Annotated in this window: 20 protein-coding genes; 12 read left to right on the forward strand and 8 right to left on the reverse strand. The window is 68.9% G+C overall.

What is annotated here, in order from left to right; genetic code table 11:
• The first annotated feature begins 15 nt into the window (after window positions 1–15).
• A complete protein-coding gene (locus ACLBW1_RS19030) occupies window positions 16–1,647 on the forward strand; it encodes an ATP-binding cassette domain-containing protein (protein ID WP_434217767.1) in 1,632 nt (543 codons plus the stop codon).
• 48 nt (window positions 1,648–1,695) lie between these two features.
• Here ACLBW1_RS19030 and ACLBW1_RS19035 read toward each other — a convergent pair whose 3' ends face one another.
• From ACLBW1_RS19035 to acnA, 4 genes are all read right to left on the reverse strand, one after another.
• A complete protein-coding gene (locus tag ACLBW1_RS19035; protein WP_447813350.1) occupies window positions 1,696–3,219 on the reverse strand; it encodes an acyl-CoA synthetase in 1,524 nt (507 codons plus the stop codon).
• A gap of 113 nt (window positions 3,220–3,332) precedes the next feature.
• Window positions 3,333–3,542: a hypothetical protein gene (locus ACLBW1_RS19040; protein ID WP_447813351.1), complete on the reverse strand. Its 210-nt coding sequence runs from the start codon at window positions 3,540–3,542 to the stop codon at window positions 3,333–3,335.
• Between the two features lie 76 nt (window positions 3,543–3,618).
• The gene (locus ACLBW1_RS19045; protein ID WP_447813352.1) at window positions 3,619–4,191 is read right to left on the reverse strand and encodes a TetR/AcrR family transcriptional regulator; all 573 of its coding nucleotides are present in this window, start codon (window positions 4,189–4,191) and stop codon (window positions 3,619–3,621) included.
• Window positions 4,192–4,321: 130 nt separating this feature from the next.
• Window positions 4,322–7,126 carry an aconitate hydratase AcnA gene (acnA, locus tag ACLBW1_RS19050; protein WP_447813353.1) on the reverse strand — a complete coding sequence of 935 codons (2,805 nt, stop codon included), beginning with the start codon at window positions 7,124–7,126 and terminating at the stop codon, window positions 4,322–4,324.
• 299 nt (window positions 7,127–7,425) lie between these two features.
• Here acnA and ACLBW1_RS19055 point away from each other — a divergent pair, with 299 nt between their 5' ends.
• The 8 genes from ACLBW1_RS19055 to ACLBW1_RS19090 all read left to right on the forward strand — a co-directional run bounded on the left by ACLBW1_RS19055 (window position 7,426) and on the right by ACLBW1_RS19090 (window position 16,073).
• Entirely contained in the window at window positions 7,426–8,043 is a 618-nt protein-coding gene (locus ACLBW1_RS19055; RefSeq protein WP_447813354.1) for an Rv1476 family membrane protein, read from the forward strand.
• A gap of 521 nt (window positions 8,044–8,564) precedes the next feature.
• On the forward strand, window positions 8,565–10,004 hold the full coding sequence (locus tag ACLBW1_RS19060; RefSeq protein ID WP_447813627.1) for an NlpC/P60 family protein: 1,440 nt from the start codon (window positions 8,565–8,567) through the stop codon (window positions 10,002–10,004).
• Between the two features lie 107 nt (window positions 10,005–10,111).
• Window positions 10,112–11,359: an AAA family ATPase gene (locus tag ACLBW1_RS19065; protein WP_447813628.1), complete on the forward strand. Its 1,248-nt coding sequence runs from the start codon at window positions 10,112–10,114 to the stop codon at window positions 11,357–11,359.
• Window positions 11,346–12,287: a DUF58 domain-containing protein gene (locus ACLBW1_RS19070; RefSeq protein WP_447813355.1), complete on the forward strand. Its 942-nt coding sequence runs from the start codon at window positions 11,346–11,348 to the stop codon at window positions 12,285–12,287. The genes ACLBW1_RS19065 and ACLBW1_RS19070 overlap by 14 nt, the downstream gene beginning before the upstream one ends.
• Window position 12,288: 1 nt before the next feature.
• On the forward strand, window positions 12,289–13,263 hold the full coding sequence (locus tag ACLBW1_RS19075; RefSeq protein ID WP_447813356.1) for a VWA domain-containing protein: 975 nt from the start codon (window positions 12,289–12,291) through the stop codon (window positions 13,261–13,263).
• A gap of 58 nt (window positions 13,264–13,321) precedes the next feature.
• Window positions 13,322–14,056, forward strand: a complete 735-nt coding sequence (gene fabG1 / locus ACLBW1_RS19080) for a 3-oxoacyl-ACP reductase FabG1 (RefSeq protein WP_447813357.1) — start codon at window positions 13,322–13,324, stop codon at window positions 14,054–14,056.
• Window positions 14,057–14,109: 53 nt separating this feature from the next.
• Entirely contained in the window at window positions 14,110–14,946 is an 837-nt protein-coding gene (gene inhA / locus ACLBW1_RS19085) for an NADH-dependent enoyl-ACP reductase InhA (RefSeq protein ID WP_447813358.1), read from the forward strand.
• Window positions 14,943–16,073, forward strand: coding sequence for a ferrochelatase (locus ACLBW1_RS19090; RefSeq protein WP_447813359.1), 1,131 nt, complete (start codon window positions 14,943–14,945; stop codon window positions 16,071–16,073). Before inhA ends, ACLBW1_RS19090 begins: the two co-directional genes overlap by 4 nt.
• On the opposite strand, the gene ACLBW1_RS19095 is transcribed toward ACLBW1_RS19090, so the two are convergent.
• Window positions 16,062–16,886, reverse strand: coding sequence for a hypothetical protein (locus ACLBW1_RS19095; RefSeq protein ID WP_447813360.1), 825 nt, complete (start codon window positions 16,884–16,886; stop codon window positions 16,062–16,064). The genes ACLBW1_RS19090 and ACLBW1_RS19095 overlap by 12 nt on opposite strands.
• A 114-nt stretch (window positions 16,887–17,000) precedes the next feature.
• Between ACLBW1_RS19095 and ACLBW1_RS19100 the strand changes: the two genes are divergently transcribed.
• The 3 genes from ACLBW1_RS19100 to ACLBW1_RS19110 all read left to right on the forward strand — a co-directional run bounded on the left by ACLBW1_RS19100 (window position 17,001) and on the right by ACLBW1_RS19110 (window position 19,569).
• Complete coding sequence (locus tag ACLBW1_RS19100; protein ID WP_447813361.1) at window positions 17,001–17,837, forward strand: DUF3097 family protein; 837 nt, start codon at window positions 17,001–17,003, stop codon at window positions 17,835–17,837.
• 96 nt (window positions 17,838–17,933) lie between these two features.
• On the forward strand, window positions 17,934–18,359 hold the full coding sequence (locus ACLBW1_RS19105; RefSeq protein WP_447813362.1) for an NfeD family protein: 426 nt from the start codon (window positions 17,934–17,936) through the stop codon (window positions 18,357–18,359).
• Window positions 18,360–18,366: 7 nt separating this feature from the next.
• Window positions 18,367–19,569, forward strand: a complete 1,203-nt coding sequence (locus tag ACLBW1_RS19110) for an SPFH domain-containing protein (RefSeq protein WP_447813363.1) — start codon at window positions 18,367–18,369, stop codon at window positions 19,567–19,569.
• On the opposite strand, the gene aroQ is transcribed toward ACLBW1_RS19110, so the two are convergent.
• The 3 genes from aroQ to ACLBW1_RS19125 are packed head-to-tail and all read right to left on the reverse strand — an operon-like array spanning window position 19,564 to window position 21,371.
• Complete coding sequence (aroQ, locus tag ACLBW1_RS19115) at window positions 19,564–20,130, reverse strand: gamma subclass chorismate mutase AroQ (protein ID WP_447813364.1); 567 nt, start codon at window positions 20,128–20,130, stop codon at window positions 19,564–19,566. The genes ACLBW1_RS19110 and aroQ overlap by 6 nt on opposite strands.
• Window positions 20,131–20,178: 48 nt before the next feature.
• A complete protein-coding gene (locus ACLBW1_RS19120; RefSeq protein WP_447813365.1) occupies window positions 20,179–20,775 on the reverse strand; it encodes a hypothetical protein in 597 nt (198 codons plus the stop codon).
• A complete protein-coding gene (locus tag ACLBW1_RS19125) occupies window positions 20,772–21,371 on the reverse strand; it encodes a hypothetical protein (RefSeq protein ID WP_447813366.1) in 600 nt (199 codons plus the stop codon). The genes ACLBW1_RS19120 and ACLBW1_RS19125 overlap by 4 nt, the downstream gene beginning before the upstream one ends.
• Window positions 21,372–21,374: the final 3 nt, after the last annotated feature.

Genomic DNA, 21,374 nt, shown 5'->3' on the forward strand with positions numbered 1-21,374 from the left:
GTAAAGTCAGTCGACGTGATCACGGCAACCGACCTCGAGGTACGCGCGGGAGTGCGCACTCTCCTCAGCGTCCCGGGACCGGGGATCCGCATCCAGCCCGGCGACCGCATCGGCCTCGTCGGACGCAACGGCGCCGGCAAGACCACGACCCTGCGTGTGCTCGCGGGCGAGGGGGAGCCCTACGCCGGGTCGGTCAGCGTCATCGGCGAGATCGGCTATCTTCCGCAGGACCCCAAGGAGGGGGACCTGTCGATGCTGGCCAAGGACCGGGTGCTGTCCGCGCGCGGCCTCGACACGCTGCTGCGCGATCTGGAGAAGCAGCAGGCGTTGATGGCCGAGGTCGCCGACCCGGCCGCACTCGACCGGGCGGTCCGAAAGTACGGCGAGCTCGAGGACCGCTTCTCCTCGCTCGGCGGGTACGTCGCCGAGTCGGAGGCGGCGCGCATCTGCAACAGCCTGAGCCTGCCCGACCGCGTGCTGGAACAACCCCTACGGACACTCTCGGGAGGACAGCGCCGACGAATCGAGTTGGCGCGCATCCTGTTCGCAGCGTCCGACGGCAGCGGCGGGAAATCGAACACCACCCTCCTACTCGACGAGCCCACCAACCACCTCGACGCCGATTCGATCGCGTGGCTGCGGCAGTTCCTGCACAACCACGAGGGCGGACTGGTGGTCATCAGCCACGATGTCGACCTGCTGGCCGACGTCGTCAACCGGGTGTGGTTCCTCGACGCGGTGCGCAGTGAGGTCGACGTCTACAACATGACGTGGAAGAAGTACCTCGACGCCCGTGCGACCGACGAGCAGCGCCGCAAGCGTGAACGCGCCAACGCCGAGAAGAAGGCCGGCGCGCTGCGGGTGCAGGCGGCGAAGATGGGCGCCAAGGCGACCAAGGCCGTCGCCGCGCAGAACATGCTCAAGCGTGCCGACAAGATGATGAACGAACTCGACGCCGAGCGGGTGTCGGACAAGACCGCGAAGATCCGCTTCCCCGAGCCCGCGGCGTGCGGCAAGACGCCGCTGATGGCGTCGGGGTTGACGAAGATCTACGGCTCGCTGGAGATCTTCACCGGTGTCGACCTCGCCATCGACAAGGGGTCACGCGTGGTCATCCTCGGCCTCAACGGCGCGGGCAAGACCACGCTGCTGAGGTTGCTGGCCGGCGTCGAGAAACCCGACACCGGGACCCTCGAGCCCGGGTTCGGGTTGAAGATCGGCTACTTCGCCCAGGAACACGACACCCTCGACGACCGGGCGTCGGTATGGGAGAACATCCGCCACGCCGCGCCGGACGCCGGCGAGCAGGATCTGCGCGGCCTCCTCGGTGCGTTCATGTTCACCGGTCCGCAACTCGAGCAGCCCGCGGGCACCCTCTCCGGCGGTGAGAAGACCCGTCTCGCGCTGGCGGGCCTTGTGTCGTCGGCGGCCAACGTCCTGTTGCTCGACGAGCCCACCAACAACCTCGACCCCATCTCGCGCGAGCAGGTCCTCGACGCTCTGCGCACGTACGCCGGGGCCGTGGTCCTGGTGACGCACGATCCCGGTGCCGCCGCCGCGCTCGAGCCCGAGCGGGTCATCCTGCTACCCGACGGCACCGAGGACCACTGGTCCGACGAGTATCAGGAGCTCATCGAGCTCGCCTGACCCTGACCACGAGGAGTGGAGTGGAGCTGAGCTCCTCCTCGGGGTGCACTACCGGTACAGCGCCGTCAGCTCCCGTTTGACCAGTTTTCCGGTGGGCGTGCGGGGGAGTTCGTCGACGAAGTCGACAGTGCGTGGCGCCTTGTAGGCCGCGAGCGACGCGCGGGTGAACTCGATCATCTCCTCGGCGAGGGCATCGGAGGGTTCGACGCCCTCCTCGAGTTGGACGCAGGCCTTCACCTCCTCGCCGAACTCGTCGTTCGGCACACCGATCACCGCGACGTCGAAGACCGAGGGGTGGCCGATGAGCACGTTCTCGGCCTCCTGCGGGTAGATGTTCACCCCGCCGGAGATGATCATGAACGCCTTGCGGTCGGTCAGGTAGAGGAAACCGTCGTCGTCGACGTGACCGATGTCGCCGGTGGTGGCCCACAGCGGGTGCTCGGGATGCTGTGCGGCACGGGTCTTGTCGGGGTCGTTGTGGTATTCGAAGGCCTGCGCCTCGCGTTCGAAGTACACCGTCCCGGTCTCGCCGACGGGCAGGTCGGCGCCGTCGTCGCCGCACACGTGGATCACGCCGAGCAGGGGCTTGCCGACCGAACCCGGGTGTGCGAGCGCCTGTTCGCTGTTGATGAAGGTGGCCCCGACGGCCTCGGTGGAGGAGTAGTACTCCTCGATCACCGGTCCCCACCAGGCGATCATGGCCTGTTTGATGTGCACCGGGCACGGCGCGGCGGCGTGGATGGCCACCTTCATCGACGAGACGTCGTATTTCTCGCGCACGTCGGCGGGCAACTTGAGCATGCGCACGAACATGGTGGGCACCCACTGACTGTGGGTCACGCGGTACTCGTCGATCAGCGACAGCGCCGTCTCGGCGTCGAACCGGTCCATCACCACCACGGTGCCGCCGACCGACTGGGTCATCCCGCAATACCGCAGCGGCGCAGCGTGATACAGCGGAGCCGGCGACAGGTAGACGGTGGAGCCGTCGAAGCCGTACATGGGAGCGAAGATGGCGGTGTAGATGTCGGGGACCTCGTCGACCTGCCCCTCGGGGAGCGGCGGTCGGATGCCCTTGGGACGCCCGGTGGTCCCCGAGGAGTAGAGCATGTCGTGTCCGCGGGGCTGATCGGTCGGTGTGGTCGGCGACGCCGCGGCGAGGACGTCGTCGTAGCTCTCGAAACCGTCGAGGCCGCCCCACGCGATGCGATGGCCGATCGAGGCCACATCTGCGCTCTGCGCCACGGCGTCGACGCAAGCGGCGGACGCGAAGAGGACCTGTGCACCGCAGTCGCCGAGGATGAAGTTGGTCTCCGCCGCGGTCAGATGATTGTTGACCGGTGTGATGTAGAGACCGGAACGCAGTGCGGCCCAGTACACCTCGAACACCCGCAGGTCGTTGTCGGAGACCAGCGCGATGCAGTCGCCGCGTCGTAAGCCGAGTCCGTGGAGATGGTTGGCGAGCCGGGTCGACCGGTCGTCGAGCTCGGCGTAGGTCAGCTGCTGTCCGGTCGACGGCATGACCGCCGCCAGTGCATCGGGGGTGGTCGCTGCGAACACTCCAGGGAACATCGAGGGCCTTCCGCTCGGGACGACCGAGCGATCACTCGGTGACCCCGATGGTAACGATCGATCTGCCCCGCCGGGGCGAAGTAAGTGAACTTACACATCGGACAGCACGTCGGTCAGCGGTTGCGCGACCGACCCTCGTGGGGGAAGAACTGCCGGCGTATCCCGCCCCACCACAGGCCGGCGAGCACGAACAGCACGAAGGCCACCACCCACAGCCAGGTGGTTCCGGTGAGCAGCCCGACGAACAGGAGGACCGCAGCGAGTGCCGTCGCCCCGTAGCCGATCGCGATGCCTGGGCCGAATCGATACTCCTGAGCCATCATGGCCGTGACGTTAGCGGAGGTCATCATCGCGTGCCGTACGAATGGCCGGTGCGATCGACGACCTCCGGTGAGCTCGTCAGCCCGCGGTGCCCCGACGCACCGATTCCTCGACGAGGTCGAGGACCGCGTGGAGGTCGTCGGTGTCGCGACCCGACGCCAGGCGGGTGATCATCCCGTCGAGCACCAGATCGAGGTAGGCGACGATGGTCGCGGTGGGCACGTCGTCACGCAGACGGCCCGCGCTGCGCTGGCGTTCGAGGCGGGCGAGGGTGGCGGTCTCCAGGTCGGCCGACCGGTCGAGCCATTCCGACCGGAACGCCGGGTCGGTGCGCAGTTTGCGCGCGATCTCGAGACGTGTTCCGAGCCAGTCGAACTCCTCGGGGTGGTCGAGCATGTCCCGCATCACCTGCACGAGTCCCTGATCGGCGGCGACATCGGCCATGCGTTCGGCGTCCTCGTGGGCGAGAGCCAGGAACAGCGCCTCCTTGTCGCGGAAGTGGTGGAAGATCGCGCCGCGGGAGAGCTCGGTCGCCTCCTCCAGCCGCCGGACCGTCGCGCCGTCGTAGCCGTACTCGGCGAAGCACCTGCGGGCGCCGGCGAGGATCTCGCGACGACGGGCGGCCAGACGGTCCTCACTGACCTTCGGCACGAGACGACCCCCTGTGTCGACGGTGGTGAACCGGTGAGAGATGGATAAGCGTGGGCAGATACGACACACCCGGTGGTTCCGGCGTGTGCCGAACCCACCGGGTGTGGACGTACATCGAGAACCGGTCGCGTCAGTTCTTGATCATGTTGCGCAGCACGTACTGCAGGATGCCGCCGTTGCGGTAGTAGTCCGCCTCGCCGGGGGTGTCGATGCGGACGACCGCGTCGAACTCGACGGTCAATCCGTCGGTCTTGGTCGCGACGACCTTGACCGTCGACGGGACACCGCCGTTGTTGAGCTCCTCGATACCGGTGATGTCGAAGGTCTCGGTGCCGTCGAGCTTCAGCGACCCGTGCGACTCACCCTCGGGGAACTGCAGCGGGATGACGCCCATGCCGATGAGGTTCGAGCGGTGGATGCGCTCGAAGCTCTCGGTGATGACCGCCTTCACGCCCAGCAGGCTGGTGCCCTTGGCGGCCCAGTCACGCGACGACCCGGTGCCGTACTCCTTGCCACCGAGCACGACGAGCGGGGTTCCCTGCGCGGCGTAGTTCTGCGCGGCGTCGTAGATGAACGACTGCGGGGCGTCGTCCTGGGTGAAGTCGCGGGTGTACCCACCCGAGACCCCGTCGAGCAGCTGGTTCTGCAACCGGATGTTGCCGAACGTCGAGCGGATCATCACCTCGTGGTTGCCGCGACGGGCGCCCAACGAGTTGTAGTCCTTGCGCTCGACCCCGTTGGCGTCGAGGTACTGCGCCGCAGGGGTGCCCGGCTTGATCGTCGAGGCGGGGGAGATGTGGTCGGTGGTGACCGAATCACCCAGCTTCGCGAGCACGCGCGCGCCCTTGATGTCGGTGACCGGGGCCGGCTCACGCTCCATGCCGTCGAAGTACGGGGGCTTGCGCACGTAGGTGGACTTCTCGTCCCACTCGAACGTCTTGCCGTCCGGGGTGGGCAGTCCGCGCCAGCGCTCGTCGCCCTTGAACACGTCGGCGTAGTCGGCCGCGTACTGCTCCGGCGAGATCGACTCGGAGATCGTCTTCTCGATCTCCTCACCCGAGGGCCAGATGTCCTTCAGGAAGACGTCGTTGCCGTCGGTGTCCTGGCCCAGCGGGTCGGACTCGAAGTCGAAGTCCATCGTCCCGGCGAGGGCGTAGGCGATGACCAGGGGAGGCGACGCGAGGTAGTTCATCTTAACGTCGGGGTTGATGCGGCCCTCGAAGTTGCGGTTGCCCGAGAGCACCGCGGTGGCGGTCAGGTCGTTGTCGTTGATCGCCTTCGAGATCTCCTCGGGCAGCGGGCCCGAGTTGCCGATGCAGGTGGTGCAGCCATAGCCGACGAGGAAGAAGCCGAGCTTCTCCAGGTACGGCCACAGGCCCGCCTTCTCGTAGTACCCGGTGACGACCTGCGAGCCCGGCGCCATCGACGTCTTCACCCACGGCTTGCTGGTGAGGCCCTTCTCCACCGCGTTGCGGGCGAGGAGACCCGCGCCGATCATCACCGACGGGTTGGAGGTGTTGGTGCAGCTCGTGATCGATGCGATGGTCACGATCCCGTGGTCGAGGATCATCTTGCCGCGCTCGGTGGACTCCACCGTGACGGGCTTCGACGGACGCCCCTGTGCGTTGCGGGCGGCCGAGTGCAGGGGAGCGGCGTCGTCGTCGGCGAACGACAGCGCAGCCGGATCCGATGCGGGGAACGTGTCCTCGACGGCCTCGTCGAGCTGGGTGTGCTCGGCCGAGTTGCCGTTCTCGACATAGTTGTGGATGTCCTTGCGGAACGCGTTCTTCGCGTCCCACAGCTCGATGCGGTCCTGCGGGCGCTTCGGTCCGGCGATCGACGGGACCACGTCGGCGAGATCCAGCTCGAGGTACTCGGAGTACACCGGCTCCTTGTCGCCGTCGTGCCACATGCCCTGCTCCTTGGCGTAGGCCTCGACCAGTGCGAGCTGCTCCTCGCTGCGACCGGTGAGACGCAGGTACTTCACCGTCTCCTCGTCGATCGGGAACATCGCGCAGGTCGAGCCGAACTCCGGGCTCATGTTGCCGATGGTGGCGCGGTTGGCCAGCGGCACCGCGGCGACGCCCTTGCCGTAGAACTCGACGAACTTGCCCACGACGCCGTGCTTGCGCAGCATCTCGGTGATGGTCAGCACCACGTCGGTGGCGGTGACGCCCGGCTTGGTCTCGCCCGAGAGCTTGAAGCCGACGACGCGGGGGATGAGCATCGAGATCGGCTGACCGAGCATGGCCGCCTCGGCCTCGATGCCGCCGACGCCCCAGCCCAGGACGCCCAGACCGTTCTCCATCGTGGTGTGCGAGTCGGTGCCGACACAGGTGTCGGGGTAGGCCTGGCCGTTGCGGACCATGATCGAGCGCGCGAGGTGCTCGATGTTGACCTGGTGGACGATGCCGGTGCCCGGGGGGACGACCTTGAAGTCGTCGAATGCGCCCTGGCCCCAACGGAGGAACTGGTAGCGCTCCTCGTTGCGCTGGTACTCGATGTCGACGTTGCGCTCGAAGGCCTGCGCGTTGCCGAACGCCTCGATGATGACCGAGTGGTCGATCACCATCTCGGCCGGCGCGAGCGGGTTCACCTTGTCGGGGTCGCCGCCGAGCTCCTTGACGGCCTCACGCATGGTCGCGAGGTCGACGATGCAGGGCACGCCGGTGAAGTCCTGCATGATCACGCGCGCCGGGGTGAACTGGATCTCGATGCTCGGGTCGGCCGAGGGGTCCCATCCGGCGATCGCCTCGATGTGGTCCTTGGTGATGTTGGCGCCGTCCTCGGTACGTAGCAGGTTCTCCGCGAGAACCTTGAGGGCGTAGGGGAGTTTGTCGACGCCGTCGACCGCGCTCAGCCGGAAGATCTCGTAGGAGTTCTCACCGACCTCCAGCGTTCCCTTGGCACCGAATGAATCAATTGACGAGCTCACAGAACACTCCACTCTCGCTTCGGTCGGCTGGGCGTGGCCGACGACTTGCCGCCGGCGGGCTGGCCGACGCTGTATGCGGGGCACCGGTCTCACGAACCCCGATGCGTGCCGCCAGTCTAGCAGTACGCGCGTACTGGTTGAGTCGATCCCGGTGAAAACTCGGCGCATTCGGGTGAACAGCGGGTACGGGTGTCACCGAGTGGGTGACCCGGCGCCCCTCGATTGTGTCGTACTGTCCCTGTTGATGTGAGCCTGTTGCTCCGGGCTCGACCGCTGCGCTCTGAAGGGAACGACACGCCATGGCCCCGACCTCGCTCCCGTGGCACCAGACGAGTCCGGCCTCGGGAGGTCCGCTGCAGACGGTGACGGGGTTGCACGCGGTGGTCCCCGACGACGTCGACCTGGGCGCCATCGAGCGCGGTCTGGCCGACGACCACGTCGACGCCCCGGCCGAGGTCACCCCGGGACTCGTCGACGTCGTGGCGAAGGCGAAGGGGGAGGGCCACGACATGTACTTCGTGGTGCTGACCGAGACGCAGCCGAAGTTCACCTACTACCGCGACATCGCGACCGCTCTGCAGGAGAAGACCGGCGGCACGGTCGTGGTGTTCGGCCCCAACACGCTGGGGACGGCGTCGGACGACTTCAGCCGGGTGCAACTCGAGCAGGCCCAGGACAACCTGTCGGTGACGAATCCGACCGCGGCCGCCGACACCCTGCTCGACCGCATGACCGACCAGACCCAGGTGCCGTGGACGATCGTGACCGTGCTGCTCGTGGTGGTCGTCGCGATCGGAGCCGTCGCCGCCCGCGTCCTCCAGCGTCGTCGGTCGGCGCCCGAGGCCGCACCCACGCCGGCCGCCACATCGACGCCCGGCGAACCCGCGGACCCGGAGGCGTCGACGCGCGAGGTCTGATGCGGCCACGCGACACCGCCTGATTCGTCCGTTCGCACGTATCGCGCCTCACGATCGACGGGTTCGCCCTCACTCGTCCGAAAATGACACCGTTGTGATTCCCGGAATGCTTTCGTGATGAGCGCCAGTTCACGGCATATCCGCAGGTAATCACCCCATTGTAATTTGTGACTCATGTTTCACTCGGGACGATTGTGGCGTACGGTTCGAGCTGTCATTGATGGTGTTGATGGGGAAGTTGACATCTTTCGTGACGCAAGTTCGCGGTCGTGATCGGTGTTTCCGACTGGAGTCCGGCGCCTTCTCGGTGCGTCGGCCGGCGACCGCACGTCAGTTCTGCGAGGGAGTCATCTGTGAGGCGACGTTCCGCATCGGGCTGCCGATCACGTTCTGTGTGGTCGAGCCCGCGCCGCCCGTCACACGCTGCTCGGGATCGTCGGGATCCCGCCGCTCACGTGTTCGGTCTGTCCGAATCGAGGATCCGACTGCTGTCGGCCCTCGTCCTGTCGACCCTGGTGGCGATGGGTCTGTTGGGAACCGGCGCGGCGACCGCCGCCCCCGGGGTGGACGCGCCACGCGGTCCCACCGGCATCGCGTCGCTGATCAACCAGATCGCCGACACCGATCAGCACCTCGCCGATCTCGACAACTCGGTGGCGGCGAAACGCGAGTCGGTCAACCGCTCCCTCGTCGACCTCCAGAACGCCCGCGACCAGGAGCGTCTGGCCACGCTCGCCGTCACGGGGTCGAAGGACGCCCTCGGTCGTGCCGACGGTGCGATCGCGCAGGCGCAGAAGCGCTTCGACGACTTCGTCCGCGATCTGTACCGCCAGGGCAGCAATCAGGCCTCGATCGCCAATGTGCTCTCGGCCGCCGATCCGGGCGCCGTGCTCGACCGAGCCGGAGTGATCGATCAGCTCACCCGGGACCAACAGGCCACCATCGAGAAGCTCAAGGTCGCCCGCAACGAGAAGGCCAACCGCGTCGCCACCGCGACCGCGACCCGTCGCCAGGCGGCGCTCGCGACATCGACCGCCGCAGAGCGCAAGGACGATGCGCTCGGGGCGATCGCCCAGGCGATGGCGGCGGTGAAGTCCGAATCGGCGAAGAAGGCCTCACTGGCCGCCGCCCGCGACGAGGCACAGCGTCAACTCAACGCCATTCGTGGACGCGTCGCCGCGGCACCGGCTCCGAACGCAGCCGCACCCGCACCGGCCGGAACCCCCGCAGCCGCCCCGACTCCCGAGGGTGTCGCCGCGGTCGTCCCCGGTCGACAGGATGCCGCAGCGCCCCTGCCCGGCCGGGTCCCCGCCGCGGCCGATCCCCTGCAGTCCGCCATCGCGACCGCCGCGCAGTCGGCGTTCCAGGTGGCCGCGCAGGCGGCGGCGAAGCTCGCCGTCGACGCCGCGCAACAGGTCCTCGCCTCGGTCGTCGCGTCGATCCAACGACCGCACACCGACCTCGACGGCACGAACCAGGGCACCACCGCATCGCCCGGGACCGGAGGGGCGACGTCGATCACCCCCGGCGTCACCGGACCGGCTGCCGTCGAGATCGTGGTCAACCGCGCGCTGTCGCAGCTCGGCGTCACCTACGCCTGGGGTGGTGGCAACGCGAACGGTCCCACCAAGGGCATCCGTGACGGAGGTGTCGCCGACAGCTACGGCGACTACAACAAGAGCGGCTTCGACTGCTCGGGCCTGATGATCTACGCGTTCGCGGGTATCGGGATCTCGCTGCCGCACTACACCGGCTACCAGTACACGTCGGGGCCCAAGTTCCCGCTGTCGCAGATGCAGCGTGGCGACATGATCTTCTACGGCCCCAACGCCAGTCAGCACGTGGCGCTCTACCTCGGCAACAACCAGATGGTGGAGGCACCGCAGTCGGGCAGCGTCGTGAAGATCTCGCCGCTGCGCACCAGCGGGGCGATGCCGTCGGTGGTCCGACTCACCGGATAGCGCCTGCTCGGAGGCGAGGTGGCCGGGTCCCGCTCGCGGGTACGGCTACTCTCGGTGAGGTCAAACTCGACGCAGCGGCGGCAATCGGAGGATCTCGCGTGGCGCAAATGCACGACGGCAGTGATCGGCAGAACGGGAGCGGGAGCGGCTCGGCCCTCACCGAGTCCGACGTAAAGCTGCTCGAGCGCACGATGTTCGAGGTCAAGCGCGTCATCGTCGGTCAGGACCAGCTCATCGAGCGGATCCTCGTCGGCCTGCTCGCCCGAGGACACATCCTCCTCGAGGGTGTCCCCGGTGTCGCCAAGACCCTCGCCGTCGAGACCTTCGCCCGCGTCATCGGCGGCAGCTTCTCCCGCGTCCAGTTCACACCCGACCTGGTGCCGACCGACCTCATCGGCACGCGCATCTACCGCCAGGGCAAGGAGGAGTTCGACACCGAACTCGGCCCGGTGGTGGCGAACTTCCTGCTCGCCGACGAGATCAACCGCGCCCCGGCGAAGGTGCAGTCGGCGCTGCTCGAGGTGATGGCCGAACGCCACCTGTCCATCGGCGGCGTCACCTACCCGATGCCCGATCCGTTCCTGGTGATGGCGACCCAGAACCCGATCGAGAACGAGGGCGTCTACCCGCTGCCCGAGGCGCAGCGTGACCGGTTCCTGTTCAAGGTCCTCGTCGACTACCCGTCGGTGGAGGAGGAACGCGAGATCGTCTACCGGATGGGCAACGTGCCGCCGAGTGCGAACGCCGTCCTCGATCCCGAGGCCACCGTCCGGCTGCAGCGCGTCGCCGCCAACGTGTTCGTCCACCACGCGCTCGTCGACTACGTCGTCCGTGTCATCACCGCGACCCGCCGCCCCGAGACCGTCGGACTGACCGACGTCGCGAACTGGCTGTCCTACGGCGCCTCGCCGCGCGCGACACTCGGCATCGTCGCCGCCGCCCGTGCCCTGGCACTGGTGCGTGGCCGCGACTACGTCATCCCGCAGGATGTCGTGGAGATCATCCCCGACGTCCTGCGTCACCGGCTGGTGCTGAGCTACGACGCGCTGGCCGACGAGGTCGACGCCGATCAGGTCATCGCCCGCGTCCTCCAGACCGTCGGGCTGCCGCAGGTGTCGGCTCAGCCCACCGGCCCCGGACCCGTTGTCGGCCAACAGAACCCGGCCCAACAGAATCCGGGACAGCAGAACCCGGCCCAGCAGCCCCCGTCGGCGCCCCAGCAGCCGGTCGGCAACCCCATGCCGCCGCAGACCCCGCCCGGACCGGGGCCCTACGGGCAGCATGACCCGCGGTCCACCGGTGGTCACCCGGCGCCGACCTACGGTCGCACCGACGCCGCCGATGGCCGACGCTGACCGTCTGCCGTCGTTCGGCGCGGGCACTCTCGACGACCCGACCCTGACCGCGGCTCTGAAGACCCTCGAGATCACCGTCCGCCGCAAGCTCGACGGCGTGCTGCAGGGCGATCATCTCGGGCTCATCCCCGGTCCGGGATCCGAGCCGGGCGAGGCGCGGATGTATCAGCCCGGCGACGACGTGCGCCGGATGGACTGGTCGGTCACCGCGCGCACCACCCACGCCCACGTCCGTCAGATGGTCGCCGACCGCGAACTCGAGACATGGCTGGTCGTCGACATGTCGGCGAGCCTCGATTTCGGCACCGTGAACGGCACCAAACGCGACCTCGCCGTCGCGGCGTGCTCGGCGATCACCCACCTCACCCTCGGCGGCGGCAACCGGATCGGCGCGATCGTCGCCACCGGCGACCAGATCGTGCGGATCCCGGCACGCGCCGGCCGGGCGCACGCGCTCAACCTCCTCAAGACCATCGCCACCACCCATCGCGCATCCGACGGCGTGCGCGGTGATCTCGACGCCGCGATCGAGGCACTGCGGCGTCCCGAGCGACGCCGCGGGCTCGCGGTCGTCGTCAGCGACTTCCTCGGCCCGATCGACTGGTCCCGCCCGCTGCGCGCGGTCGGCGGCCACCACGAGGTGCTGGGTGTCGAGGTCCTCGACCCGCGCGACATGGAACTGCCCGACGTCGGCGAGATCGTGCTGCGCGACGCCGAGAGCGGTCAGGTGCGGGAACTGACGGTCACCGACCGGATCCGCGACGACTTCGCGCGCGCGGCCCGCGCCCACTCCGAGGAGGTGCATCGCACGTTGCGTACATGTGGGGCACCGACTCTCGCGCTGCGCACCGATCGCGACTGGATCGCCGACGTGGTCCGGTTCGTGGTGCGACGCCGCCGTGGCCTCGGTGCCGGGACGGGGCGCTGACATGGTCGATCTCGCCACCCCGTGGTGGTTGCTGTTAGCCCTGGTCGTGGTGGCACTCGCCGCCGGCTACGTCTACATGCAGCGGCGCAGGCACACCCGCGCCATCCGGTTCGCCAACCTCGACCTGCTCGACTCGGTGGTGCCACCGCAACGCAATCGGCTGCGACACGCACCGATAGCGGTGTTGCTCGTCGGACTCCTGCTGCTCACCATCGCGCTGGCCGGACCGCAGGCCGACCGCAAGATCCCCCGCAACAAGGCGACGGTCATCCTCGTGATCGACGTGTCACGGTCGATGAACGCCACCGACGTCGCGCCGACGCGTATCGAGGCCGCCCAGCAGGCGGCGAAGAAGTTCGCCGACGACCTCACCGACGGCATCAACCTCGGGCTGATCTCCTACGCGGGCACCGCCGCGACGTTGGTGTCGCCGACACCGGACCACAACGCGACGAAAGAAGCCGTCGACAAGCTGCAGCTCGCCGACAAGACGGCGACGGGCGAGGGCATCTTCGCCGCGATCCAGCAGATCAAGACTCTCAACGCCGTGCTGGGCGGCGACACCGGCGCGCCGCCGGCCCGGATCGTCCTCGAATCCGACGGCAAGGAGACCGTGCCCGACGACCCCGACGACCCCCGGGGTGCCTTCACCGCCGCCCGTAAGGCGAAGGAGGAGAAGATCCCGGTCAACACGATCTCCTTCGGAACCCGAACCGGCACCGTCGATCTCGAGGGTGACCGGATTCCGGTGCCCGTCGACGACGACTCGCTCAACCGCATCGCGAACCTCTCGGGCGGCGAGTTCTTCACCGCGTCGAGCCTCGACGAGCTGACCAGGGTCTACGACACCCTCCAGCAGCAGATCGGCTTCGAGACGCGACGCGGCGACAACTCGCGGCCGTGGGTGATCGCGGGCACCATCCTGGTGCTGATCGCCGCCGTCGGCGCGATCGCGATGAATCGGCGTCTGCCGTGAACGCGGTGTGCGCGCGCCGGTTGTCCGGCGCCCACGCCCGCCCGATAGGTTGACCGTCATGGCAGACACCACCACCACGAACGATCGTGTGTCCCGCTCGGTCCTCGTCACCGGCGGCAACCGCGGAATCGGACTGGCCATCGCACAGCGACTCGCCGCCGACGGCCACAAGGTCGCCGTCACCCACCGCGGGTCCGGCGCGCCCGACGGCCTGTTCGGCGTGGTGTGCGACGTGACCGACGCCGACTCGATCACCGCGGCGTTCGCCGAGGTCGAGAAGCACCAGGGTCCGGTCGAGGTACTCGTGTCGAACGCCGGCGTCACCGACGACACGCTGCTCATGCGGATGAGCGAAGAACAGTTCTCCAAGGTCGTCGACGCCAACCTCACCGGTTCGTTCCGGGTGGCCAAGGCGGCGTGTCGCTCGATGTTGCGCAAGCGATTCGGGCGGTTCATCTTCATCGGCTCGGTGGTCGCCACCATGGGCACTCCGGGACAGATCAACTACGCCTCGTCGAAGGCCGGCCTCATCGGCATGGCGCGCTCGCTGACCCGCGAACTCGGTTCACGGTCGATCACCGCGAACGTCGTCGCGCCGGGTTTCATCGACACCGACATGACCGCCGAGCTGCCGCAGGAGTACCAGGATCAGGCGCTCAAGCTGATCCCGGCACAGCGGATGGGTCGCACCGACGAGGTCGCGGCCGTGGTCAGCTGGCTAGCCTCCGACGACTCGTCGTATGTCTCCGGCGCCGTGATCCCGGTCGACGGCGGTCTCGGCATGGGTCACTGACGCGACACCGTCCGAACAACTTTCATCTGCACCGACGTCTTAGGAGTTCACACGTGAGCGGACTGCTCGAGGGCAAGACCATCCTGATCACCGGAATCATCACCGACTCGTCGATCGCGTTCCACGCCGCGGCGATGGCGCAGGGGCAGGGCGCGAAGGTGATCATCACCGGCATCCCGCAGCGGCTGCGCCTCATCGACCGCATCGCCAAGCGACTCCCGCAGGAGGTGCCCCCGGCCATCGGTCTCGACATCACCGACGAGGAGAACCTCGGCCAACTGGCCGACAAGGTGCGCGAACTCGCGCCCGAGGGCGTCGACGGTGTCCTGCACTCGATCGCGATGGCGCCCAAGAACCTCATGGGTCCCGACGCCGTGCCGTTCCTCGACGCCCCGGGCCCCGACGCCGCGAAGTCGTTCGAGATCTCGGCGTGGAGCTACGCCTCGTTGGCGCGCGCGGTCCTGCCGGTGATGAACGAAGGTGGATCGATCGTCGGGATGGACTTCGATCCGCGCACCGCCATGCCGTACTACAACTGGATGGGCGTCGCGAAGGCGGCGCTGGAGGCGGTCAACCGCTATGTTGCGCGAGAGGTGGGCGAGGCCAAGCGCATCCGCTCCAACCTCGTCGCCGCCGGCCCCATCAAGACCCTCGCCGCCAAGGCCATCGCGGGCACGGCGACCGACGACGCCAAGCAGCTGAACATGCTCAACGAGTACTGGGACGGCGCATCGCCGATCGGCTGGAACGTCGACGACCCGACAGTCGTCGCGAAGTCGATCTGTGCGCTGCTCTCGGACTGGTTGCCGGGTACCACCGGGTCGATCGTCTACGTCGACGGCGGCGCGAGCCACAACACCTGGTTCCCCGAGGGTTTCACCGGTTCATGACCGCAGCAGGCGAGACCGGATCCCCCGAGACCGCATCCCCCGACGCCACCCCGTTCGACGCCGTCCTGCTGCTGTCGTTCGGCGGGCCCGACGGTCCCGATGACGTCCGACCGTTCCTCGAGAACGTCACCCGCGGTCGCGGTGTTCCACCCGAGCGACTCGACGCCGTGGCCGAGCACTACTTCCACTTCGGTGGTGTGTCGCCGATCAACGCGCTCAACCTCGACATCATCGACCGGTTGCGGGCCGCTCTGTCGGCCGCGGCGATCGACCTGCCGGTGTTCTTCGGCAACCGCAACTGGCATCCGATGATCGAGGACACCGTCGCGGCGATGTACGCCGCGGGCCACCGCCACGTGCTGGTGTTCCCGACGTCGGCGTGGGGCGGGTACTCGGGCTGCGCGCAGTACCACGAGGACATCGCACGCGCGCTCGAGTCGCTGTCCGCCGCGAACCCCGCACACGCCGACGACCCGATCACGCTGCGCAAGCTGCCGCACTACTGGGATCGCCCGGAGATGATCAGCGCGTGCGCCGACGCCATCGCCGACGCACGCACCCGGCTGCCCGCCGAGGTCCGTGACGATGCGCGCCTGGTGTTCACCGCACACTCGATCCCGGTGGCAGCCGACACCGCCGCGGGCCCACCGGAACTCGGTGGACACCTCTACAGCCGTCAGGTCACCGCCGCATCCGAGAAGGCCGCGGCCGCAGCTGGTTTCGATGCGCACGACGTCGTGTGGCAATCGCGGTCGGGTCCGCCGCAGATCCCGTGGCTCGAACCCGACATCTGCGATCACCTCGAGGCGATCGCCGCCGACGGCGCAGCCGCGGCCATCGTGTGCCCCATCGGGTTCGTCTCCGACCACCTCGAGGTGGTGTGGGATCTCGACACCGAGGCGGTCGAGACGGCCGGCGAGGTCGGGATCGCACTGGCCCGCGCGGGCACCGTCGGGGCCGACGACCGCTACATCGACATGATCGTCGCGCTGATCACCGATCAGCTCGAGGGCCAGACCACCGACGCCGCCGGGCTCGGCTGCACCGACAACGGGGCACGCTGCGCGGTCGGGTGCTGCGCATCGAAGCGACCGTCACGGCCGGAGCCCACGACCTCAGTGCGGTGACCGCTCCAGCTCCGAGATGACCGTGTTGACCGCGGTCATCCGGGCCTGGCGGGTCAGCGTCCGTAGACGTTCCAGGGCGGCGTCGACGCTGTCCTGACTGCCCGCGGTCATACCCACCGCGGGGGTCCGCTCACCGACGAGCGTGACGATCGCGGCGACCTGGGTGGCCTGGTCCATCACCCGGATGATCCGGTCGCCCGCCTCGGGCGGCAGTTCCACCCGGTCGATGTCGATCAGCGTCGTCAGCCGGGTCCGGAGATCGCTCGCCGAGCGTGAACCGGGATCGATCGTGTCGAGCGTCGCGAACAGTTCGGCCGCGTCGCGCACCGCCTGTCGCAGCTCGTATTCCACCTCTCCGAGACTCTCCACCGGACGGCCGCGCACCTCACCGAGGTGGTGCGCGGTCCACGAGAGCGAGCCCGGTGCCACCGCGCGCACCACGATGCCGACGGCGTCGTCGCCGACACCGGTCCACAACGAGAGAACGGCGCGCGCCTCGAGTGCCACCGCCAGCGCACCAGGACTCGTGATCCCACACGTGTCGCCGGCCGCGGGCATCAGCAACCTGATCCGGTCGGCGGTGCGGATCGCGCGGAGAAGCGCTCCGGTACCGGATTCGGCCGCGCCGACGCCGATGGCGGCTGCCGCGTCCGGGTCGGCAGCGGCGACGCGGTGACCGGGGGCGATGTCGGCCAGGGTGTCGACGATGTCGTCGGGGGAGCGTCGGCCACGGCGCCACAGGGCACCGGACGTGGCGAGGCCGGTCAGCGCCCGCAGGCTGCCGACCCGGGGATCGTGGGTGGTCTCGGTCATCCCCGCCACGATAGCGCCCGCCGACGACACCGGGCGCGCCGAAGCCGGCCCGATACGAGGTGCGCCCGGCGTGGCACGACCCTTTCCGGGGCGGTGAAATCTAGCGTCGACCCCGTGCACAGCAACGCTTCCGGGGACCGCTACGGATCCGATGTCCTCGCGGGAGGACGCAGTCGCCGACCCCCGACGCCCACGGTGGCCGCCGAGACCGATCTCGTCGTGGAGGACGCGGCGACCGGCTTCTGCGGCGCGGTCGTCGGGATCGAACGCGGCAACGACGTCGACCACGTCCGGCTCGAGGACCGTGCCGGCCGCACCCGACTGTTCGGCATGTGGCCCGCAGCCTTCCTCATCGACGGTGCCCCGGTCACGCTCACCCGCCCGACCGTCTCGGCGCCCACCACCCGGGCACGGACGGCGTCGGGATCGGTCGCCGCCCCCACACGGCGGGCCCGAACCGCCCGTGCGAGTCGCCTGTTCGTGGAGGGGGTGCACGACGCGGCCCTCGTCGAACGGATCTGGGGTGACGATCTGCGCGCCGAGGGGATCGTCGTGGTCAGCCTCGACGGTCTCGACAACCTCGACGAGGTCCTCGCGGAGTTCGGCCCGGCACCGCATCGCCGTGCCGGGGTCCTCGTCGACCACCTCGTCGCCCACTCGAAGGAGAGCCGGCTGACCCGGAGCGTCGGACCCCATGTGCTGGTGTGCGGCCACCCGTTCATCGACGTGTGGGAGGCCGTCAAACCCGAACGACTACGGATCGACTCGTGGCCGACGGTGCCCCGGTCGGAGGAGTGGAAGGCCGGTGTCTGCGCCCGACTGGGTTGGGGGACACCGACCGACGGGTGGCGTCGGGTGTACGCCGCGGTGCGTGACTTCCGCGACGTGCGGGTCGAGTTGCTCCGCAGTGTCGAGGAACTCATCGACTTCGTCACGGCCGTACCGGAGTAGGCCCCTGTCCGGCGCGGAAGTCGTACCGGCCTCCGCGGGCCCGGGCCGCGATCGACGATCGACCGGCTCGTACGAGCGTTCTGGCAGTATGGGGTCATGTCCGCGCTCCTGTGGTTGGCTGCGGCACTGATCCTGGTCGGTGCCGAGGCGCTCAGCGGCGAGTTGGTGCTGCTGATGCTCGCCGGCGGTGCACTCGCCGCATCGGGTGTCGCGTTGTTCGACCTGCCGCTGGTGGTCGACGGCATCGTGTTCGCCGGGGTGTCGGTGCTGTTGCTCGGCGCGGTGCGTCCGGTGGCCAGACGGCATCTGATGCGTCGACCGATGCTGGCCACCAACGCCGAGGCGTTGCAGGGGAAGACGGCGACGGTGGTCACCACCGTCGACGGTCGCGGCGGACAGGTGAAGCTCGACGGCGCGGTGTGGTCGGCTCGTGCCCTGCACGAGTCCGATGTCTTCGAATCCGGCCAGGACGTCATGGTCATGCAGATCGACGGGGCGACCGCGGTCGTCTGGAAAGGCTAGGTACGCAATGGTTGTCGGACTCGTGGTCGTGGTGGTGCTGGTTCTGCTGGCATTCGTCATCCTCTTCCGGTCGGTTGCCCTCATCCCGCAGGCGGAGGCGGCGGTGATCGAACGACTCGGCCGCTACACCAAGACGGTGTCGGGCCAGCTCACGCTGCTGGTGCCGTTCGTCGACCGGATCCGCGCGCGGGTGGATCTGCGTGAGCAGGTGGTGTCGTTCCCGCCGCAGCCGGTGATCACCGAGGACAACCTGACCCTGTCGATCGACACGGTCGTCTACTTCCAGGTGACGGTTCCGCAGTCGGCGGTCTACGAGATCAACAACTACATCATCGGTGTCGAGCAGCTCGCGACCACGACCCTGCGCAACGTCGTCGGTGGCATGACGCTGGAGGAGACGCTGACCTCCCGCGACTCGATCAACGCGCAGCTGCGCGGCGTGCTCGACGAGGCGACCGGACGCTGGGGCCTGCGGGTCGCCCGTGTGGAGCTCAAGAGCATCATGCCGCCGCCGTCGATCCAGGAGTCGATGGAGAAGCAGATGAAGGCCGACCGCGAGAAGCGCGCCATGATCCTCACCGCCGAGGGTCAGCGCGAGTCGTCGATCAAGACCGCCGAGGGCAACAAGCAGAGCCAGATCCTCTCGGCCGAGGGCGCGAAGCAGGCCGCCATCCTCGCCGCCGAGGCCGACCGCCAGTCTCGGATCCTCAGCGCCCAGGGTGAGCGCGCCGCGCAGTATCTCTATGCGCAGGGTGAGGCCAAGTCGATCGAGAAGGTGTTCGCCGCGATCAAGGCGGGCAAGCCGACCCCGGAACTCCTCGCCTACCAGTATCTGCAGAAGCTGCCGGAGATGGCTGCGGGCGAAGGCAATTCGGTATGGGTCGTCCCGTCGGACTTCGGGTCCGCGCTGCAGGGGTTCGCGAAGTCCTTCGGCGCACAGGGGGACGACGGCGTGTTCCGCTACGAGCCGTCGGACTCCGACGAGCCGCCGGTGGTCGACGACTCCGACGTCGAGGACTGGTTCGATCTCGCATCGGACCCGAAGGTCGCGCAGGCGGTCGCCGAGGCCGAGGCGGTGGCCCGCAAGCCGGTCGCCGAACCGCTCACGTCGCGCTCACAGTCGTCGGTACCGGAGACGGTGCTCGGTGGTCGCGATCGCGGCTACCCGGACGCCGGTCAGGACGAGATCGGCCCCGGCACAGGCTCATAGCGCGCACAGCGAGCGTTCGGCCTGCACGAGGGACACGGTCTGCAGCGGCGTCAGCCTGCGGTCGGCGACGGCACGCACCGTGGCCGACGCCACGTCGGCCCGACACGACGGGTCGCGCATGTCGCGGTCGGTGAGTCGCACGACGATGGCGGTCGTCAGGTCGGTGATCCTGCTGCGGGTGACCGACAGGTCCGGCTCGACGCGGGGTGCGGTCCACGGGGCCGCCCGCCACTCGGCGAACAGTGCCCGCTGCACCGTCTTGCTCGCCTCGATCTGATCGCGGACCACGGCACGCACCCGATCGGTCGACGCGGGCGCCACACCCGCCACCGAGGCGTCGATGACGGCCCGTTCGCGCACCGGATCATCGATCGCACCGCGGGTCAGCCATTTCGACCGCGCCACCGCGTCGGCGAGCACGAGGCGTTCGACGACGGGCGCGACGATCGCGCCGGCACCGGACACCGAGGGCGTCGGTGATGCGGCCGCGGTGATCGTGGGAATCGACATCGTGAGTGTGGTCACGACGAGTGCCGAGGCGAGCCCCGTACGAGAGATCATGGCGCACAGTGTAAGACGCCTCGTGGACGCACCGATCTCGGCGAGGTGTCAGTACAGGGCGAGGTGTGCGGTGCCCGCGACGGCCAGCGCCCACAGGACCGATCCGAACGTGCCGATGATGAACTGTTCGCCGGCGTGGGCGGCGCGGATCTCCGGGTAGCGGGCGAGACCTTTCACCGCCAGCACGACGGCGATGCCCTCGGGCCACCCGGCGAGGACGGCGGCGGCGACGGCCGTACGTTCGAGGACCCCGATGAGTCGTCCGCCGCGCAACGGCGTCGTGACGATCGTCGGCGCGGGGTCGGTGCTGTCGGGATCCGCGCTGTCGGGATCCGCGCTGTCGGGATCTGCGCTGTCGGGATCGGGTGCGGGGTGTCGGTCGTCCTCGGCCCGCACGATGTCGAAGAGCAGGGGCACCAGGGCGATGGCGCCGGTCGCTGCCGAGGTCACGCCCAGGACGAGGACCAGTCCGCGTGCGAACCCGGTGGCCGGATCGGTCTGGGTGGCCGCGATCGCGGCGACGATCACCCCGACGACCCCGAGGCCCGCGGCGATGCGACGCGCGGTGGGCGATCGGAGCCCGAGGATCTGGGGGAGCGGGGCGAGGGCGGAGACCACGAGGGCGGCGACGACCAGGACCATCACGACGCACCGCCCGGCCCGGGGTCGACGCGCTCGACGAGACGGATGGCGGTGCGTCGACCGGCCGTCTCGGCCTGCCATCCGGCCACCGCGAGTCGTTGCGACACCGCCTGTTTGCTGACGGCGAGTGCGTCGGCGGCCTCGCTTTGCGACCGGCCGGCCCGCATCTGTTCGACCGCCGCACGACCCTCCGGGGATCGACGTGCGACGAGGACGGCGAGCAGGCTGAGCACGGCTGCCGCGTCGGCCGCGGTGTCGGTGTCGGGGCCGCGCACACACACCGATCCCGGCGCATGCTTGGCGAGGGTCACCGCCTCGCGCGCCGCCTCGAAAGCCGGCCCCCGACCGGCCCGGGTGACCGCGGGGAGCGGTTCCTCGACGGGGCCCGCGCCGATGCCGATGCTCCAGGTGCCGAGTTCGGCGAGCACGAGGGTGATGTCGACGACCACCGATGCCTCGGCCACCACGGCCTGGACCTCGTCGCCGGCGGTGCGGTCGAAAGATCGGACCACGGGTGTGTCGGCGAACCGTGCCAGCAGGTCCGGCACACGGTCGCGTTCGCGGCGGCTGCGTCGCTGATCGACGGTCATCACGAACATTCG

The sequence above is a fragment of the Williamsia sp. M5A3_1d genome, from assembly GCF_053345315.1.

Bases quoted from the DNA above. Each gene is read 5' to 3' on its own strand.
- ACLBW1_RS19060 (WP_447813627.1), top strand. From the start codon at position 8,565: ATGGGTCTGTTGGGAACCGGCGCGGCGACCGCCGCCCCCGGGGTGGAC.
- fabG1 (WP_447813357.1), top strand. From the start codon at position 13,322: ATGGCAGACACCACCACCACGAACGATCGTGTGTCCCGCTCGGTCCTC.
- ACLBW1_RS19035 (WP_447813350.1), bottom strand. From the start codon at position 3,219: ATGTTCCCTGGAGTGTTCGCAGCGACCACCCCCGATGCACTGGCGGCG.
- ACLBW1_RS19125 (WP_447813366.1), bottom strand. From the start codon at position 21,371: ATGTTCGTGATGACCGTCGATCAGCGACGCAGCCGCCGCGAACGCGAC.
- ACLBW1_RS19055 (WP_447813354.1), top strand. From the start codon at position 7,426: ATGGCCCCGACCTCGCTCCCGTGGCACCAGACGAGTCCGGCCTCGGGA.
- ACLBW1_RS19070 (WP_447813355.1), top strand. From the start codon at position 11,346: ATGGCCGACGCTGACCGTCTGCCGTCGTTCGGCGCGGGCACTCTCGAC.
- ACLBW1_RS19105 (WP_447813362.1), top strand. From the start codon at position 17,934: ATGTCCGCGCTCCTGTGGTTGGCTGCGGCACTGATCCTGGTCGGTGCC.
- ACLBW1_RS19090 (WP_447813359.1), top strand. From the start codon at position 14,943: ATGACCGCAGCAGGCGAGACCGGATCCCCCGAGACCGCATCCCCCGAC.
- ACLBW1_RS19040 (WP_447813351.1), bottom strand. From the start codon at position 3,542: ATGATGGCTCAGGAGTATCGATTCGGCCCAGGCATCGCGATCGGCTAC.
- ACLBW1_RS19095 (WP_447813360.1), bottom strand. From the start codon at position 16,886: ATGACCGAGACCACCCACGATCCCCGGGTCGGCAGCCTGCGGGCGCTG.
- ACLBW1_RS19110 (WP_447813363.1), top strand. From the start codon at position 18,367: ATGGTTGTCGGACTCGTGGTCGTGGTGGTGCTGGTTCTGCTGGCATTC.
- ACLBW1_RS19065 (WP_447813628.1), top strand. From the start codon at position 10,112: ATGCACGACGGCAGTGATCGGCAGAACGGGAGCGGGAGCGGCTCGGCC.
- ACLBW1_RS19075 (WP_447813356.1), top strand. From the start codon at position 12,289: ATGGTCGATCTCGCCACCCCGTGGTGGTTGCTGTTAGCCCTGGTCGTG.
- aroQ (WP_447813364.1), bottom strand. From the start codon at position 20,130: ATGATCTCTCGTACGGGGCTCGCCTCGGCACTCGTCGTGACCACACTC.